This is a genomic window from Lysobacter sp. (assembly GCA_013141175.1).
In the GTDB taxonomy this organism is placed as follows: Bacteria; Pseudomonadota; Gammaproteobacteria; order Xanthomonadales; family Xanthomonadaceae; genus Lysobacter_I.
On sequence record JABFRN010000001.1, the window covers coordinates 3,421,899 to 3,436,777 of the forward strand.

Genomic DNA, 14,879 nt, shown 5'->3' on the forward strand with positions numbered 1-14,879 from the left:
CTTGGGTTGTTCGCTCGATTCCGCGTCGGCACATTGCCGTGCTTGCGGCGCGCGGACTGCGCCCGTCACACCGCCGATACCATGAAAACCACTGCTGACATCCGTCAAGACTTCCTCGAATTCTTCCGCTCGAAGGGCCACACCGTGGTGCCGTCCAGCCCGCTGGTGCCGGGCAACGACCCGACCCTGCTGTTCACCAATGCCGGTATGGTCCAGTTCAAGGACGTGTTCCTCGGCGCCGAGAAGCGCAGCTACACCCGCGCCGTGTCCAGCCAGCGCTGCGTGCGCGCCGGCGGCAAGCACAACGATCTCGATCAGGTCGGCTACACCGCGCGTCACCACACGTTTTTCGAAATGCTCGGCAATTTCAGCTTCGGCGACTACTTCAAGCGCGACGCCATCGCCTACGCATGGGAACTGCTGACCGGCGTGTGGGGCCTGCCGAAAGAGAAGCTGCTGGTCACGATCTATCACACCGACGACGAAGCCTTCGACATCTGGCACAACGAGATCGGCCTGCCGGCCGACCGGATCATCCGTATCGGCGACAACAAGGGCGCGGCGTACGCCTCCGACAATTTCTGGCAGATGGCCGACACCGGCCCCTGCGGCCCCTGCACCGAGATCTTCTACGACCACGGCGCGCATATTGCAGGCGGGCCGCCCGGATCGCCCGACGAAGACGGTGACCGTTACATCGAGATTTGGAACAATGTGTTCATGCAGTTCGACCGTCAGCCCGACGGCACCCTGCTACCGCTGCCGGCGCCGTGCGTGGACACCGGCATGGGCCTGGAGCGCATCGCCGCCGTGTTGCAGCACGTGCACAGCAACTACGAAATCGATCTGTTCCAGCATCTGGTCAAGGCCGCCGCCGCGATCACCAGCACCGCCGATCTCGAACACAAATCGCTGCGCGTGATCGCCGATCACACCCGCGCCTGCAGCTTCCTGATCGTCGACGGGGTGTTGCCGTCCAACGAAGGTCGCGGCTATGTGCTGCGCCGGATCATCCGCCGAGCGATTCGCCATTTGTGGAAGCTCGGTGCGCTCAGCGCCGAAGGCAACTTCTGGCGCATGGTGCTGCCGCTGATCGACGTGATGGGTGAAGCCTATCCGGAGCTGATCGAGAAGCGCGCGCTGATCGAACGCGCTCTCAAGGCCGAAGAAGCGGCATTCGCGCAGACCCTTGATGCGGGCATGGTCCGTCTCGAAGGCTATCTCGCGCAGAACAACGGCGGCATCGATGGCGAGCAACTGTTCCAGTTGCATGACACTTATGGCTGCCCGCCCGATCTGATCGCTGACATCCTGCGCGAAAAAGGCGGCGAACTGCCGCCGAGCGTGATGGCCGATTACGAACGGCTGATGGAAGAACAGCGTGAGCGTGCGCGCGCGGCCGGCAAGTTCGGTGGCGGTGTCGCGTTGCCGGCGGAACTGATTTCGCAACTGCAGCCCACGGGATTCCTCGGCTACGACGATCTCGAAGCCGATGGATTGGAGGTGGGCGCGATCCTCAAGGATGGAAAGCCGGCCGAGCAGATCCACGCGGGCGACAACGCCATCGTGATCCTCGACCGCACCCCGTTCTACGCCGAATCCGGCGGCCAGCTCGGCGATATCGGCCATTTGCTGGGCGAGGGCTCTGATTTCGCGGTTTCGGACACCCAGAAACTCGCCGGCCAATTCTTCGGCCATGTCGGTACGTTGAACGCCGGTACTCTGAAGCGCGGCGATCGCCTGAGCGCTTCGGTCGATGCCACCCGCCGCAGCGCCATCATCCTCAACCACAGCGCCACCCATCTGCTGCATGCGGCGCTGCGCAGCGTTCTGGGCACCCATGTGACCCAGAAGGGCTCGCTGGTGGCGCCGGATCGCCTGCGCTTCGATTTCGCGCATTTCCAGGCGATGAGCGCTGCGGAGCTGGCCGAGATCGAGCGTCTGGTCAATGTCGAGATCCGCGCCAACAGCGAGGCCGAAGTGCGTCACATGGGCATGCAGGAGGCGCTGGATTTCGGCGCGATGGCGCTGTTCGGCGAGAAATACGGCGAAAACGTCCGTGTCCTGCGCATGGGCGACACCTCCACCGAGCTGTGCGGCGGCACCCACGTGGGGCGTACCGGCGACATCGGCGTGTTCAAGATCGTTTCCGAAGGCGGCATCCAGGCCGGCGTGCGCCGGATCGAGGCCGTGACCGGGCAGGGCGCTCTGGATTACATCGCTGCGGAGGAGCGCCGACTCGATGAAGCGGCCGATCTGCTGGGCGGCAATCCGGCCGAGATCGGCGACAAACTGCGCGCGCTGCTCGATCGCCAGAAAAAGCTGGAACGCGAGTTGGAAGGCCTGAAAGCCAAAGCTGCCAATGCTGCGGTGGCCGATCTGGCGGCCTCGGCGGTCGACATCGGCGGGATCCGGGTGCTCGCCGCCCGTGTCGAAGGCCTGGACGCGAAGGCGTTGCGTGATGCCGTCGACAACCTGAAACAGCAACTTCGAGACGCAGTCGTACTGCTGGCCGGAGCTGCGGATGGTAAAGTAGCGCTCATTGCGGGTGTGAGCGGCGCAGCTCTGGGGTCGATCAAGGCCGGAGAACTGTTGGCGCACGTGGCCGGTCAGATCGGGGGCAAAGGCGGTGGCCGGCCCGATATGGCCCAAGGGGGCGGAGAAGATGGCCCCAACTTGCGTATCGCACTGGAAGGCATTCAGGAATGGGTGGGCGGGCGCTTGCGACCCGGGGCATGACCTTCGGCGCTTCCCGTTTCTGTATTACTCCGGTTATTCTTATCCATTGCGTTCGCGACGCAGGTTCCACCCCCGATTGATTCAGTCGCGGAACAACGACAGGGTGCCGACGAGGGGGACGTCGGCCATTGGAGACATGCAATGCTTATCTTGACTCGCCGGGTTGGCGAAACTCTGATGATCGGTGACGAGGTCACCGTGACGGTCCTTGGAGTGAAGGGCAACCAGGTGCGTATCGGAATCACGGCGCCTAAAGACGTCGCCGTGCACCGCGAAGAAATCTACCAGCGAATCCAGCGCGGCGAAGGCCACAATCCGAATTCGGGTTTGCCGCAGGGCGACTGAGCCAGTATCCTTTTCATCACGCGCATCGTCGCGTCGACGGAGAGTTGCCCGAGAGGCCGAAGGGGCTCCCCTGCTAAGGGAGTATGGGGTCAAAAGCTCCATCGAGGGTTCGAATCCCTCACTCTCCGCCATTTTTTCGCGCTTCATGCCGCTGATTCTTGAAGCGGTACGCAGAACGTCAGGATGGATGATCGACGCCAGCGCAGGATTGACCAAACCGATCAGGATTGGCACAATCCCGCTTCTTCACAACGCGCCCGTAGCTCAGTTGGATAGAGCACCAGGCTACGAACTTGGGGGTCGGGAGTTCGAATCTCTCCGGGCGCACCATCTGCATGAAAAAGCCGGCACTCGTTGCCGGCTTTTTCATTGTTGCGCATTGCCGCTTCGCTGCCGCTGTTTCAGGGGGCGTTTCCTTCCATCCGCTTGCGCAGCGACAGCGGACGCATGTCGGTCCAGACATCTTCGATGTGCCGCAGGCAAGCGGCCTTGTCGCCGCTGAAGCCTGCATCGTTCCAGCCGAGCGGCAATTCGCGATCCGCAGGCCAGATCGAATACTGCTCTTCGTGATTGATCACGACGCGGTAAATGCGGGTGTCTTCGGTGTCCATGGCAATCTCGATCTCCGTATAGCGATCGTCGGTTGTGCCGCTCTGGTTCGGGGCGACGATTCGCATCCTACGCCCGTGAATCGGACTTTCAATCGAGGAACTGCAATTTCGCGAGTTCCGCGTACAGTCCGCCCTGTGCCAGCAGTTCTTCGTGCGTGCCTTCGGCCACGATCCGGCCCTTGTCCATCACTACGATGCGGTCGGCCTTGAGGATGGTGGCGAGGCGGTGCGCGATCACCAGCGTCGTGCGCCCGCGCATCAGGTTTTCCAGCGCGTGCTGCACCGCGCGTTCGCTCTGCGCATCGAGCGCGGAAGTCGCTTCGTCCAGCAGCAGGATCGGCGCATCCTTCAACAGCGCGCGTGCGATCGCGATGCGCTGTTGTTGCCCGCCCGACAGCCGCACGCCGCGTTCGCCGAGTTCCTCGTCGTAGCCTTTCGGCAGTACGCTCAGGAATTCGTGCGCTTCGGCCGAACGCGCGGCGGTTTCGACTTCGGCGTCGCTCGCTTCCAATCGACCATAGCGGATGTTGTCACGCGCGCTGGTCGCGAACAGCGTCGGCTGCTGCGGCACCAGCGCGATGCGTTCGCGCAACTCGACCGGGTCGCAGTCGCGCACATCGATGTCGTCGATGGCGATGCGCCCGCTCTGCGGATCGTGAAAGCGCAGCAGCAGCGAGAACACGGTGCTCTTGCCGGCGCCGGAGGGCCCGACCAGCGCGACCGTCTCACCCGGTTTCACGAGCAGGTCGAAATCCTCGAGCGCGGGCAGTTCCGGGCGCATCGGATAGTGGAAAGCCACGTGGTCCAGCCGCACCTCGCCGCGCAGCGGTTTCGGCAGGGATTTTGGATGCGCGGGTGCGACGATCCCGGCGGTTTCCTGCATGAGTTCGCCGATGCGGCCCATGCCGCCGGCGGCGCGCTGCAGTTCGTTCCAGACTTCGGCCAATGCCGCCACCGATCCGCCCGCGAACAGCGCATACAGCACGAACTGGATCAGGGTGCCGGCGGTCATGCGGTGCGCGATCACGTCGTGCGCGCCGGACCACAACACCAGCGTGATCGCGCCGAAGAAGAGCATGATCGCGGCAGCGGTCATCACGGCCTGTGCGCTGATCCGCCTCGTCGCGGTGCGTACCGCGATCTGCACTGCGATGTCGAAGCGCCCGCGTTCGTAGATTTCGCGCGCGTGCGCCTGCACCGTGCGCACCGCGCCGAGCGTCTCGGTGGCCAGCGCATTGGCATCGGCGATGCGGTCCTGGCTGTTGCGCGAGATGCCCTGCATCCAGCGCCCGCCGATCACCATCGGCAATACCGCCAGCGGGATGCCGATCAACGCCCAGGACGCCAGCCGCGGGCTGGTCACGAACAGCATGACCAGCGAGCCGATCACGGTGATGCTGCTGCGCAGCGCCACGGACATGCTGCTGCCGACCACGCTGCGGATGAGCTCGACATCGGCGGTCAGTCGCGACACCAGTTCACCGCTGCGGTTGCGCTCGTGGAAGCCGGCGTCGAGCCCGATCAGGTGCGCATACAGCCGTTCGCGCAGGTCGGCGACCACGCGCTCGCCCAGCAGCGAGATGAAGAAGAAACGCGCCGCGGTGCTCAGCGCCAGGACCAGCGCGACTCCGAACAACAGCAGGAATGCGTGATCGATGTCGCTGCCGCTGCCGCTGCGGAAGCCTTCGTCGATCATGGTCTTGATCGCGAGCGGAAAGCTCAACGATGTGGCCGAGGACACGGTCAGCGCAAGCAACCAGGCCATGAACAGAACGCGATGCCGCCGTATGAAGGGCCAGATCGCGCGCAGGCTGCCGATGGGGGCTTTGGAATCGATCGGGTCTGGGTTGCTCATGGTTCGTTCGTCGGGAGAGGGGATGCATCGGCACCACGCGCTCGTCCGCGCGTCGCTGGGGACCCCGCGTTCAATCCTGCGTTGCGAACCGCACCCGGTCACGGGTGGTGTCGCGAAGGCGTGTTTTCAAGTCGTCGACGCGATCCGCGGGCAGCCGGACCCGCAGATTGACGCCGTCGGCATCGAAACGTTCGTCGATTTTGGATGCCTCGGCGGCGTTGAGCGCTGCGTGGGCATCGCCGAGGTTCGCGAACGGGCAGGCGAATTCGAGTTCGGCGAACACGATCAGCGGGCGTTTTTCGGCGCGACGCAGGCTTTCCGCCGCCGAGCCGCCGTAGGCACGCACCAGACCGCCGGCGCCGAGTTTGATCCCGCCGAACCAGCGTGTGACCACGACCAGCACCTGATCGCAGCTTTGGCCGTCGATGGCGGCGAGGATCGGCCTGCCGGCCGTGCCTGCGGGTTCGCCGTCGTCGCTGGAGCGGTACTGCGCGCCCACCCGCCAGGCCCAGCAGTTGTGGGTCGCGGCGGGGTCGCACAACGGCGCCAGGACGGCTTGCGCGGCGTCGGCGGAATCGATCGTCACGGCCTGTGCAAGAAACCGGCTGTGTTTGACTTCGAGCAGGTGCGAGGCCGGCGCGGCCAGCGTCCACAGGGTCATTTCACGGCGCGGGCAGGGTCGCCGCCAGTTTCCGCAGATCTTCAGGCAACTCGATATCGGGATAGCGCCGACGGAATTCCTGCAGGCTGTTCCGCGCCGCCTCCTGCTCGCCTTTGGCGATATGGTCGCGTATCCGCTTCAGCCACGCTTGGCGGAATTCCGGCGAATCGGCCGTCACCGGTGGGCTGGCATCGTAGGCGTCGAGGTCGCGCACTTTCCGCGCCTCCGCATCGCCTGCGGTGTTGTCGACGTAGCCGCGCGCCCGCTCGCTCTGCCGGGTCGGTGCGGGCGGTGGTGGTGAGGCGACCGCAGCAGGTCGTGCCGCAGCGGCGGCGCGATTGGCCGTCGATTTGGTCTCCGATTCCGAGAGCGCCTGTTCGCGGCGGTCGTTGAGCGGTGTGCGCGTGTATTCGGCGGCACCGACAGCGCGCTCGGCGGCAACGCGGGAACCGGTCACGCTGACCTTGTCGAGGGCGTCATCGGCCGCGACCGCGTTGGCGCTGGTGCCCGCAGATGGCGGCGAAGCGGCCGGAGCTTCCGTCGATACGACCGATTCCGCCATCGGCGCGTCCGCGACGAAATCGTGCTCGGAAGGTGCAGGCGCAGCCTTTGCCATGGGTGCCTGTGCCACATCGGCGCGACGCACGGCCGCATCCGCAGCACCGCCCAACGGCGGTGGTGGCGGTGGTGGGGTGCGCTCCATCGGCGGTTCCAGGATCACCGCTTCGGTGGCTTCTTCGTGGAAGACGGCTGCCGGAACGGATGAAGCACTGAAATCCTTCGAGCTGCCGTCGCCATCGCCCTGCAGACGCCAGCCGATCCCGGCGGCGAGCACCAGCGATGCGGCCAGACCCATGCCCAGCGGCCAGCGCGGCGTGGGTTTGCGTGGGCGCAGCGGTGTGACTTTGGGGTCGGCGGGCGTCGCTTCCCCGGGAGGCGCGGTCGTGGCTGCGGCGGGTTCGGACACCGCTGCGCGGGCCGCCGCCAGGATGATCGCATCGAGCGCAGGCGCAGGCTCGCGCCGGCCACCCAGACGCGCGAGGCGCTGGGCGAGGTCGCGTTCTTCCGCGGTCAGGGGTTCGCTCGGGCGGTTCATGCGTTCAATCTCTGGCGTAGTTTGTCCATCGCATAGCGCAAACGCGACTTCACGGTTTCCCGGCCGACGCCGGTCATTTCGCCGATTTCCTCCAGACTCAGGTCCTGTTCCAGACGCAGCAGGATCACCTCGCGTTGTTCGTCCGGCAATTCATCCAGCGCCAACTGCAATCTCCGCCGTTCCTCGAATTCAGACAACTGCCGTTCGGGGGTGTCGTGGTCGGGCATCCGCTCGGTGCGCTCGTCGGCATCGTCGGGCGTCGGCGGCCGGTGCTGCAGTGCCCGCCAATGGTCGGCGAGGCGGTTGTGCGCGATCCGGTACAGCCAGGTCGAAAACGCCGCGTCGGGCTTCCAGCTCTGCCGCGCGGTGATCACGCGCTGCCACACGTCCTGGAAGAATTCGTCGGCCAGTGCTCCGTTGCCGTGCAGTTGCCGGGCCAGAAACCGGTAGAGCTTGCTGCGATGGCGCTGGTAGAGGCGCTCGAACGCAGCCGCATCGCCCGCCGCGTAGGCGAGCATGAGGCTTTCGTCGCTGACCTCTGCCACATCGTTCATGGCGTGAAGGTTACGGGTTGCGGCCCGCTGCGTGAAGCCTGTCGCATATCGCGGGGTGCGCGAGCGACGGGCGACGGTGGTGGCAATGGCGGTGAAGGTAGGCATGACGGCGTGGACCGTGTCCGGGCGACGACGGCCTTACGGCCGCCGTCGGGTGCGGGTCAGTCGGCGATCATCCCGATCTGCGGCGTATCGCCTGCGGTGATCCGACGTGCGCTGTCCACCAGTTCGATGAACTCGGCGCGCTCGTGCCACGGGTCGCTGCCGGTGGCCTGACGCGCGGCCTTGGCGATGTCCTCCCATTTCCACTGCTCCAGGTGCGTACCGCCGCGCAGCGCATCGGCGTAGGCCGCGACCGCGGAGGCGAAGCGCATCGACGCGCTGGGGGCGTAGCGGCGCGGTTCGTGCACCGGCAGGATCGGCGTTTCGATCAGGCGGCTGTTGTCTTCGCCCGGACGCTTGTAGCGCAGGCGCAGATGCGCGAGTTCGCCTGCGACCGTGCCTTCCGTGGACTGTTTCTTGTCGCCGTAGCGCAGCGCGGACAGGCGCTCGGCGCCGGAGCCGACGAGGGTCAGTTCGTAGAGTGCGGTGACTTCATGGCCGGCACCGATGTCGCCGGCATCGACCTTGTCGTTGGCGAAGTCCTCATTGCGCAGCGCACGGTTCTCGTAGCCGATCAGGCGGTATTCCGCGACCCGCGCCGGATTGAACTCGATCTGGATCTTCACGTCCTTGGCGATGGTCAACAGCGTCGACTGCATTTCCTGCACCAGCACTTTGCGCGCTTCCTGCAGCGTATCGATGTAAGCGTGGTTGCCGTCGCCGACATCGGCCAGGCGCTCGGCCATCGCGTCGTTGTAGTTGCCGCGACCGAAGCCCAGCGTGGTCAGCGCGATGCCGTGCTTGCGCTGGTCGCCGGCCAGTGTTTCAAGCGCTTTCTGATCGGTGGTGCCGACGTTGAAATCGCCGTCGGTGGCGAGGATCACCCGATTCACGCCGTGCTTCATGTAGGCCTGCTTCGCCATCGCATACGCCAACTGGATGCCGGCGCCGCCGTTGGTGCTGCCGCCGGCACCCAGGTTGTCCAGCGCAGCGAGGATTTTTTCTTTCTGATCGCCGGGCGTGGGTTCCAGCACCAGGCCGGCCGAGCCGGCGTAGACCACCATCGACACGCGATCCTGCGGGCGCAGCTGTTCGACCAGTTGGGCGAAGGATTTCTTGAGCAGCGGCAGTTTGTTCTCGTCGCTCATCGAGCCGGAGGTATCGACCAGGAATACCAGATTCGCAGGCGGCAACTGCGCCTTGGGCACGTCGTAGCCCTTGATGCCGATCATCAGCAACTGGCGCTTGCCGTTCCATGGCGCTGCCGCGATTTCGGTGGTGACGCGGAACGGTGTGCCGAGCGCGGTCGGTGCGGGATGGCCGTAGTCGAAGTAGTTGATCATCTCTTCCGCGCGCACCGAGTCGGCCGGGGGACGCATGCCCTGGCGCAGCATGCTGCGGACGTTGGCGTAGCTGCCGGTGTCGACATCGATCGAAAAGGTGGACACCGGCTCATCGCTTGCGCGACGCACCGGGTTGTCGTCGCGATCGTCGTAGTGTTCGGTGTTGGCGAGCTCGGGCATCGGCTCGGCCGGCGCGATCATCATCAGGGGTGAAGGCGGAGGCGGCGCGGAGGCGTAACCGTCGGCGACGATGCCGTTGGCGGCTTTGCGCTCCTGCAGGCGCGCTATGCGTGAACCGGTGACCGCGATCTTGTCGACTTCCTGAAGGCCGCCAGCGGGTTTAGCGGCAGCATCGGCCCTGGGGCCTGTTTTCGGGGCTTCCTGACGCACTCGGCGCGCTTCGCTGCCGGTGGTCGCAACGGAATCCAGTGTCTCTTCGTCGGCAGCGGGCGCCGATCGGTCTTGTTGGCTGCCGACCCGGGCATCATCGCGCTTGTCGGCGAGGGTGGCACTGCGTTGGCAGCCCGCCAGCGCGAGCGCGCAGAGCACGGCGGCGGCGAGGACATGGCGGGGCATCTGGGCGGCGGAACGGTGCATGGCGGGTCTCCGTGAGTGGGCAGACCTGCAAACGCCCCATGCCGTCGAATGGGGTTGGCGGAACGCAAAACGGAGCGGACAGCCTTCGCCGACCGCTCCGTCGAGTCATCTCCGATGAATCATCTCCGCCGATTCATCTCCGCCGATTCATCTCTGCCGATTCATCGCGATGGATCCGCGATCAGAACCGGTAATCCACCTTGCCGTAGAAATACGTGCCATTGATACCGAAGGGCAGGGTTTCCCAGCCATAAGTGAAGCCGAGCTGCGGGAACGGGAACGCGTTGACCGCATCCCACTTGTCGGGATAGGTGTCGAAGATGTTGTTGCCGCCGATGCTGATCCGCAGCTTGTCGCTGACGTTCCAGCCCAGCGCGGCATCGAACAGGGTCGCGCCATCCCAGGTCTGCTTGAAGCCGGGCGTGAAGCCTTCGCCCGCGACTGCGCCGTAGTAGTTCGCACGCAGCGTCCAGTCCCAGTCGCCGCGCGTCCACACGCCCTGCAGGACGTGATGCGCGCCCGGCTGGCCTTCTTCGATCAACGTGACCTGACTGTCGTCGAACAACTGCTGCGGCGAGAGGATCGCCGACTGCGAGCGGCGCGCGGTGACTTCGGTCTTGTTCCAGTGCAGCAGCGCGGTGAGGTCGAGCGTGCCGCCGGCCGCCTCGGTGCTGAACTCGCCGACGATATCGAGGCCGGTGGTTTCGGTGTCGATGGCATTGGTGAAGAACTGCGCCTGGGCGACGCCGAACGGCGCCAGGATCGCGCGGATCGGGCAGTTGGTGTTCGTCGGTGTGCACGGCAGGCCGTTGGTGCCGACGGTTTCCGGTGCGATGTTGCTGGAGAAGATGATGCGGTCGTCGATGTCGATGCGGAACACATCGGCGGTCAGGCTGAAATGTTCGCTGGGACGCCAGGTGAAACCGATGCTGCCGCTCTTCGATTCCTCTTCCTTCAGCGGATCGATGCCGAAGGCGCGGGTGACCGCGCTGTTCTGGCGGGCGGTGAGCGTGTCGGCGAGCAGGCCGGTCGCAGGGTCGATGTTGGTCGAGCGCTGGCTGTAGAACAACTGCTGCACGCCGGGCGCGCGGAAACCGGTGGAGACGGTGCCGCGCAGCGCGAAGGTGTCGGTGAAGTCGTAGCGCAGCGACAGCTTGCCGGTGGTGGTGTTGCCGAAGTCGGAGTAGTCCTCGAAACGCACCGCGCCGCCGACCAGGAACTTGCCGCCGAAGCGGGTTTCGGCATCGGCGTAGAGCGCGTAGTTGTGGCGGCCGTCATCGACTTCCTCGTTCGGCGAGAAGCCCGGGAAGCCCTGGATGCCGGGTGCGGCGAACCCACCGTTCTGGTCCAGGATCACGATCGCAGGATTGTTGGTGCGGCCGTAGGTGTAGGACACCGGGTCGCCGGCTTCGATCGCGTAGTTCTCGCGTCGGTATTCGCCGCCGACCGCGAGGCTCAGAGGTTCGCTGCTGCCGAAATCCAGACTGCCGCGCACGTCGAGATTGACCGTGGTCTGGTCGAACTTCAGCGTGCCGGTGTCTGCGGACGTGGGCGATGCGCCATGGATGCCGGCGCCGAGCGGTTCGTACCACCAGCTCACGTTCACCGAGTTGCGTTCGTGGAAGCCGAACCGGCTGCGGCCATGATTGATGGAGACGTCCCAGTCCCACGTGTCGTTCAGTGGGGCGCGATAGCCGACCGCCAGCGAGCCGTCGTCGACGGTGGTGATGATGTTCGGCAGGAAACCGTTCGGGTACAGCGCCGGCACGGTGCGGCCATCGCCTGCGCTGCGGAAGAAACCGGAGGAATCGCCTTCGCGCCGCGAGAGTCCACCGAACCAGTACAGCTCGCCGGCGCCGAGGCCGATGCCGATGCCGCCGTTGAGCCACAGATATGCATCGGTGGAGTCGGCGTCGCCGATGCGCTGCGTCACGCGCGGCGGGTTGACCCGCAAAGTGTCGGGGCCGGCGCGGTTGGTTTCGCCGCGATCGCGGTATTCCACGCTGAGATTGATGAAGCCGTTGTCGCCGAGTTCGAACCCGGTGTTCAGGCCGCCGTGCAGCACTTCGCCATCGCCCTCGCGGGTCTGGCCGGCTTCGAAGAACAGTTGGGTTTCCTTGGTCTGCTTCTTCAGCACGACGTTGATGACACCGGCGATGGCATCGGAGCCGTACTGTGCCGCCGCACCGTCGCGCAGCACTTCGACGCGATCGATCGCGGTCACCGGGATGGCGTTGATGTCGGTGCCCGCGGAGCCGCGCGCGATGGTCTGCTGCACGTTGACCAGCGCCTGCTGATGGCGGCGCTTGCCGTTGACCAGCACCAGCACCTGATCCGGACCCAGCGCGCGCAGCGTGGCCGGGCGGAGGATGTCGGTGCCGTCGGAAATGGTGGTGCGCGAGAAGTTGAAGCTCGGTTCCAGCATCTGCAGCAGTTGACCGAGTTCGCGTGCGCCGGTCCTCTCCAGTTGCTGGCTGTCGATGATGTCGACCGGCGCGGCGGTTTCGGCGGCGGTGCGGTTCCTGGCACGGCTGCCGAGCACCTGGATGGTGTCGAGATCGCCGGCCTGTTGTGCGGTCTGTTCCTCGGCCGGCGCGTCCTGGGCGAGGGCGGGCAAGGCGACGCTCAGGGCCAGCGCGAGTGCGGTGATTGCGGGCGCGATTGGGCGGCGGCGGGTGGACATCGAGTAAGACATGGGACCTCCTGATCCTTCGGGTAGTGGGCGGAACGCCTGTGACGACGCTCCCCTCTAGCGCCGGCCAGGCCGGTGAGGGCGTGGCGATTCGGCGGCATTGATAACATTTTTTTAGCGTATGGACCGGTCGAGCCGGCACAGAACGCGAACTTCGTGTCGTCGACGCTTGTGATGCTCGACCGCTAGCGTAGGCTGAACGCTTTCCGGCAGAAGGGGCTGTCCATGGGAACGACCGAATCCGATCCGTCCTCGGCCCGGGGAAGCCCGCACCAGCGGCTTGCGCGGATGGCCGGGGACTGGGAGGGTGTCTACCGGCTGTGGTTCGAACGCGACATGCTCGCGGCGGAATCCAGCCAGCGCGGCACCGTGCGGATGGTGCTCGGCGGGCGGTTCCTGTTGCATGAGTACAGCTGGGAATTCGATGGCCGCAGCTACGCCGGTATCGCGCTGTACGGCTATCACATCGACGAGAAGCGCTGGGAATGCGCCTGGGTCGACAGCTTCCACAGCGGCAGCTCGATCGTGTTCTCGCACACCTCGGGCGATGCCGACCCCGCGCATTTCGCGGTGCTGGGCAGTTACGGCGACGGCCAGACACCGCCCGGCCCGCGTTGGCGTTGGCGCACCGAGATCGAACAGAGCGACGACGACGGCCTCCTCATCACCATGACCAACATTTCGCCCGATGGCGAAGAGACCCGGGCGGTCGAAGTGGAGTACGTGCGCAAACGCTAATCGTCTTTTTCGACGCGTAGTCTCAATGGTCCATCGCGCAGCCGTGCGTCGAGTTTTTCGCCGTTCTGCACATCATGCACGCTACGAACGATGCGGCCGTCGTTGCGTTGCAATATCGCGTAACCGCGCGCAACCGTCGCCAATGGGCTGACCGTTTCCAGCGAACGCGCCAACCCGTGCAGATGCAGTGCATGCCTCTGCAGCGCGCGTACGGTCGCGGCCTGGGGGCGTGGCGCCAGCGATTGCAGACGATCGCGCAGCAGCGAGAGCCGCCGCTGCGGGCGCGATGCGTGCAGCACCGCTGCGGCGTGCCGCAGCTGCGCGCGACGACGCTGATCCACAAGCGTCCAGGATGCGTGCAATCGTCGCAAGGCATCTTCCTGACGGCGGCGCAACGCATCCAGTCGCGCCTGTGGGCGCAATGCCTGCAGGCGCAGGGCCGCGCGATCGGTGCGCTGTGCGGCACTGCGCAGCAGGCGTTCGTGGACCGCATGCAGGCGTCGCATCTGCGCGCGCAGATGCGCGGTGAGATCGGCGCGATCGGGCACCAGCAGTTCGGCGGCGACCGAGGGCGTGGGCGCGCGCAGATCTGCGGCGAAATCGGCGAGGCTGATATCGACTTCATGCCCCACCGCCGACACCACCGGCACCGGCGAAGCGGCGATCGCGCGGGCCAGCGCTTCATCGTTGAAGGCCCAGAGATCTTCCAGAGAACCACCGCCGCGGGTGATCAGCAATGCGTCGTAGCGACCGCTGCGGCCGGCAGCCTGCAGCATGCGCACGATCTGCGCGGCTGCGGTGTCGCCCTGCACCGGGACCGGCAGGATCTCGACATCCACCAGCGGGAATCTCCGGCGCAGCACGCTGAGCACATCGCGCACCGCCGCGCCGCTGGGCGAGGTGAGGATGCCGAGCCGGCGCACATGCGCGGGCAGTTCGCGTTTGCGCGCCTGATCGAACAGGCCTTCCGCCTGCAGCTTCGCCTTCAACTGTTCATAGGCGCGTCGCAGCGCGCCTTCGCCGGCATCCTCCATCGTGTCGAGGATCAGCTGGTAGTCGCCGCGCGCTTCGTACAGCGTCAAACGGCCGCGCGCGAGCACGCGCAGACCTTCGCGCGGGGTGAATTTCAGCCACTGGCTTTTCGGCTTGAACAGCGCGCAGCGCACCTGGGCGCGTTCGTCCTTCAGGGTGAAATACAGATGCCCGGATGACGGGCGCGACAGGTTGCCCAATTCGCCTTCGACCCAGATCAGCGGGAAGGCGTCTTCGAGCAGATTGCGGGCGAGGGCGTTCAGCTGACTCGGGGTCAGGGCCTTGCGGTCGTCGCTGGGGGGGAAGGCGGGCATCGGCACAGGATACGGGAGACGGTCGTTTCCGTAGGCGACCCTGTGGCCCGGGCGAAAGCGCAGCCACTGGTTTTCTCACTCCCTTCGGCCTTCAGACCGAGGGGGGCGGAGAGGGGGCTTTGCTCAACCCCCTCCCAACCTCCCCCTGCGCTGCGCGCAAGGGGAGGAGCAATAGCGGTCTTCGCTGACCAAGTAGAATG

General features: G+C 65.7%; 11 protein-coding genes and 2 tRNA genes. 5 read left to right on the top strand and 8 right to left on the bottom strand.

What is annotated here, in order from left to right:
• Positions 1-81 precede the first annotated feature (81 nt).
• From alaS to HOP03_15090, 4 genes are all read left to right on the top strand, one after another.
• The gene (gene alaS / locus HOP03_15075) at positions 82-2,739 is read left to right on the top strand and encodes an alanine--tRNA ligase (GenBank protein NOT89485.1); all 2,658 of its coding nucleotides are present in this window, start codon (positions 82-84) and stop codon (positions 2,737-2,739) included.
• Positions 2,740-2,880: 141 nt separating this feature from the next.
• Positions 2,881-3,084, top strand: a complete 204-nt coding sequence (gene csrA, locus HOP03_15080; protein NOT89486.1) for a carbon storage regulator CsrA — start codon at positions 2,881-2,883, stop codon at positions 3,082-3,084.
• A 38-nt stretch (positions 3,085-3,122) separates the two neighbouring features.
• A tRNA-Ser gene (locus HOP03_15085) sits at positions 3,123-3,215 on the top strand.
• Between the two features lie 122 nt (positions 3,216-3,337).
• Positions 3,338-3,414: transfer RNA gene (locus HOP03_15090), tRNA-Arg, on the top strand.
• A gap of 71 nt (positions 3,415-3,485) precedes the next feature.
• On the opposite strand, the gene HOP03_15095 is transcribed toward HOP03_15090, so the two are convergent.
• The 7 genes from HOP03_15095 to HOP03_15125 all read right to left on the bottom strand — a co-directional run bounded on the left by HOP03_15095 (position 3,486) and on the right by HOP03_15125 (position 12,598).
• Positions 3,486-3,695: an MbtH family NRPS accessory protein gene (locus tag HOP03_15095; protein NOT89487.1), complete on the bottom strand. Its 210-nt coding sequence runs from the start codon at positions 3,693-3,695 to the stop codon at positions 3,486-3,488.
• 88 nt (positions 3,696-3,783) lie between these two features.
• Complete coding sequence (locus tag HOP03_15100) at positions 3,784-5,550, bottom strand: ATP-binding cassette domain-containing protein (protein ID NOT89488.1); 1,767 nt, start codon at positions 5,548-5,550, stop codon at positions 3,784-3,786.
• A gap of 70 nt (positions 5,551-5,620) precedes the next feature.
• Positions 5,621-6,211 (bottom strand): YigZ family protein, encoded by a 591-nt coding sequence (locus tag HOP03_15105; GenBank protein ID NOT89489.1) that lies wholly within the window; start codon positions 6,209-6,211, stop codon positions 5,621-5,623.
• 1 nt (position 6,212) lies between these two features.
• Positions 6,213-7,307 (bottom strand): hypothetical protein, encoded by a 1,095-nt coding sequence (locus HOP03_15110; GenBank protein NOT89490.1) that lies wholly within the window; start codon positions 7,305-7,307, stop codon positions 6,213-6,215.
• Complete coding sequence (locus HOP03_15115) at positions 7,304-7,861, bottom strand: RNA polymerase sigma factor (protein NOT89491.1); 558 nt, start codon at positions 7,859-7,861, stop codon at positions 7,304-7,306. Before HOP03_15115 ends, HOP03_15110 begins: the two co-directional genes overlap by 4 nt.
• A 161-nt stretch (positions 7,862-8,022) precedes the next feature.
• The gene (locus tag HOP03_15120) at positions 8,023-9,882 is read right to left on the bottom strand and encodes a VWA domain-containing protein (protein NOT89492.1); all 1,860 of its coding nucleotides are present in this window, start codon (positions 9,880-9,882) and stop codon (positions 8,023-8,025) included.
• Positions 9,883-10,084: 202 nt separating this feature from the next.
• The gene (locus HOP03_15125; protein NOT89493.1) at positions 10,085-12,598 is read right to left on the bottom strand and encodes a TonB-dependent receptor; all 2,514 of its coding nucleotides are present in this window, start codon (positions 12,596-12,598) and stop codon (positions 10,085-10,087) included.
• A gap of 222 nt (positions 12,599-12,820) precedes the next feature.
• Between HOP03_15125 and HOP03_15130 the strand changes: the two genes are divergently transcribed.
• Positions 12,821-13,333 (top strand): DUF1579 domain-containing protein, encoded by a 513-nt coding sequence (locus HOP03_15130; GenBank protein ID NOT89494.1) that lies wholly within the window; start codon positions 12,821-12,823, stop codon positions 13,331-13,333.
• On the opposite strand, the gene HOP03_15135 is transcribed toward HOP03_15130, so the two are convergent.
• Entirely contained in the window at positions 13,330-14,679 is a 1,350-nt protein-coding gene (locus HOP03_15135; protein ID NOT89495.1) for an exodeoxyribonuclease VII large subunit, read from the bottom strand. The two genes, HOP03_15130 and HOP03_15135, sit on opposite strands and share 4 nt — an antisense overlap.
• Positions 14,680-14,879 lie beyond the last annotated feature (200 nt).

Excerpts from the sequence above, each read along its gene's own strand:
- alaS (NOT89485.1), top strand. The coding sequence starts at position 82 with ATGAAAACCACTGCTGACATCCGTCAAGACTTCCTCGAATTCTTCCGC.
- csrA (NOT89486.1), top strand. The coding sequence starts at position 2,881 with ATGCTTATCTTGACTCGCCGGGTTGGCGAAACTCTGATGATCGGTGAC.
- HOP03_15095 (NOT89487.1), bottom strand. The coding sequence starts at position 3,695 with ATGGACACCGAAGACACCCGCATTTACCGCGTCGTGATCAATCACGAA.
- HOP03_15100 (NOT89488.1), bottom strand. The coding sequence starts at position 5,550 with ATGAGCAACCCAGACCCGATCGATTCCAAAGCCCCCATCGGCAGCCTG.
- HOP03_15105 (NOT89489.1), bottom strand. The coding sequence starts at position 6,211 with ATGACCCTGTGGACGCTGGCCGCGCCGGCCTCGCACCTGCTCGAAGTC.
- HOP03_15110 (NOT89490.1), bottom strand. The coding sequence starts at position 7,307 with ATGAACCGCCCGAGCGAACCCCTGACCGCGGAAGAACGCGACCTCGCC.
- HOP03_15115 (NOT89491.1), bottom strand. The coding sequence starts at position 7,861 with ATGAACGATGTGGCAGAGGTCAGCGACGAAAGCCTCATGCTCGCCTAC.
- HOP03_15120 (NOT89492.1), bottom strand. The coding sequence starts at position 9,882 with ATGCCCCGCCATGTCCTCGCCGCCGCCGTGCTCTGCGCGCTCGCGCTG.
- HOP03_15125 (NOT89493.1), bottom strand. The coding sequence starts at position 12,598 with ATGTCTTACTCGATGTCCACCCGCCGCCGCCCAATCGCGCCCGCAATC.
- HOP03_15130 (NOT89494.1), top strand. The coding sequence starts at position 12,821 with ATGGGAACGACCGAATCCGATCCGTCCTCGGCCCGGGGAAGCCCGCAC.
- HOP03_15135 (NOT89495.1), bottom strand. The coding sequence starts at position 14,679 with ATGCCCGCCTTCCCCCCCAGCGACGACCGCAAGGCCCTGACCCCGAGT.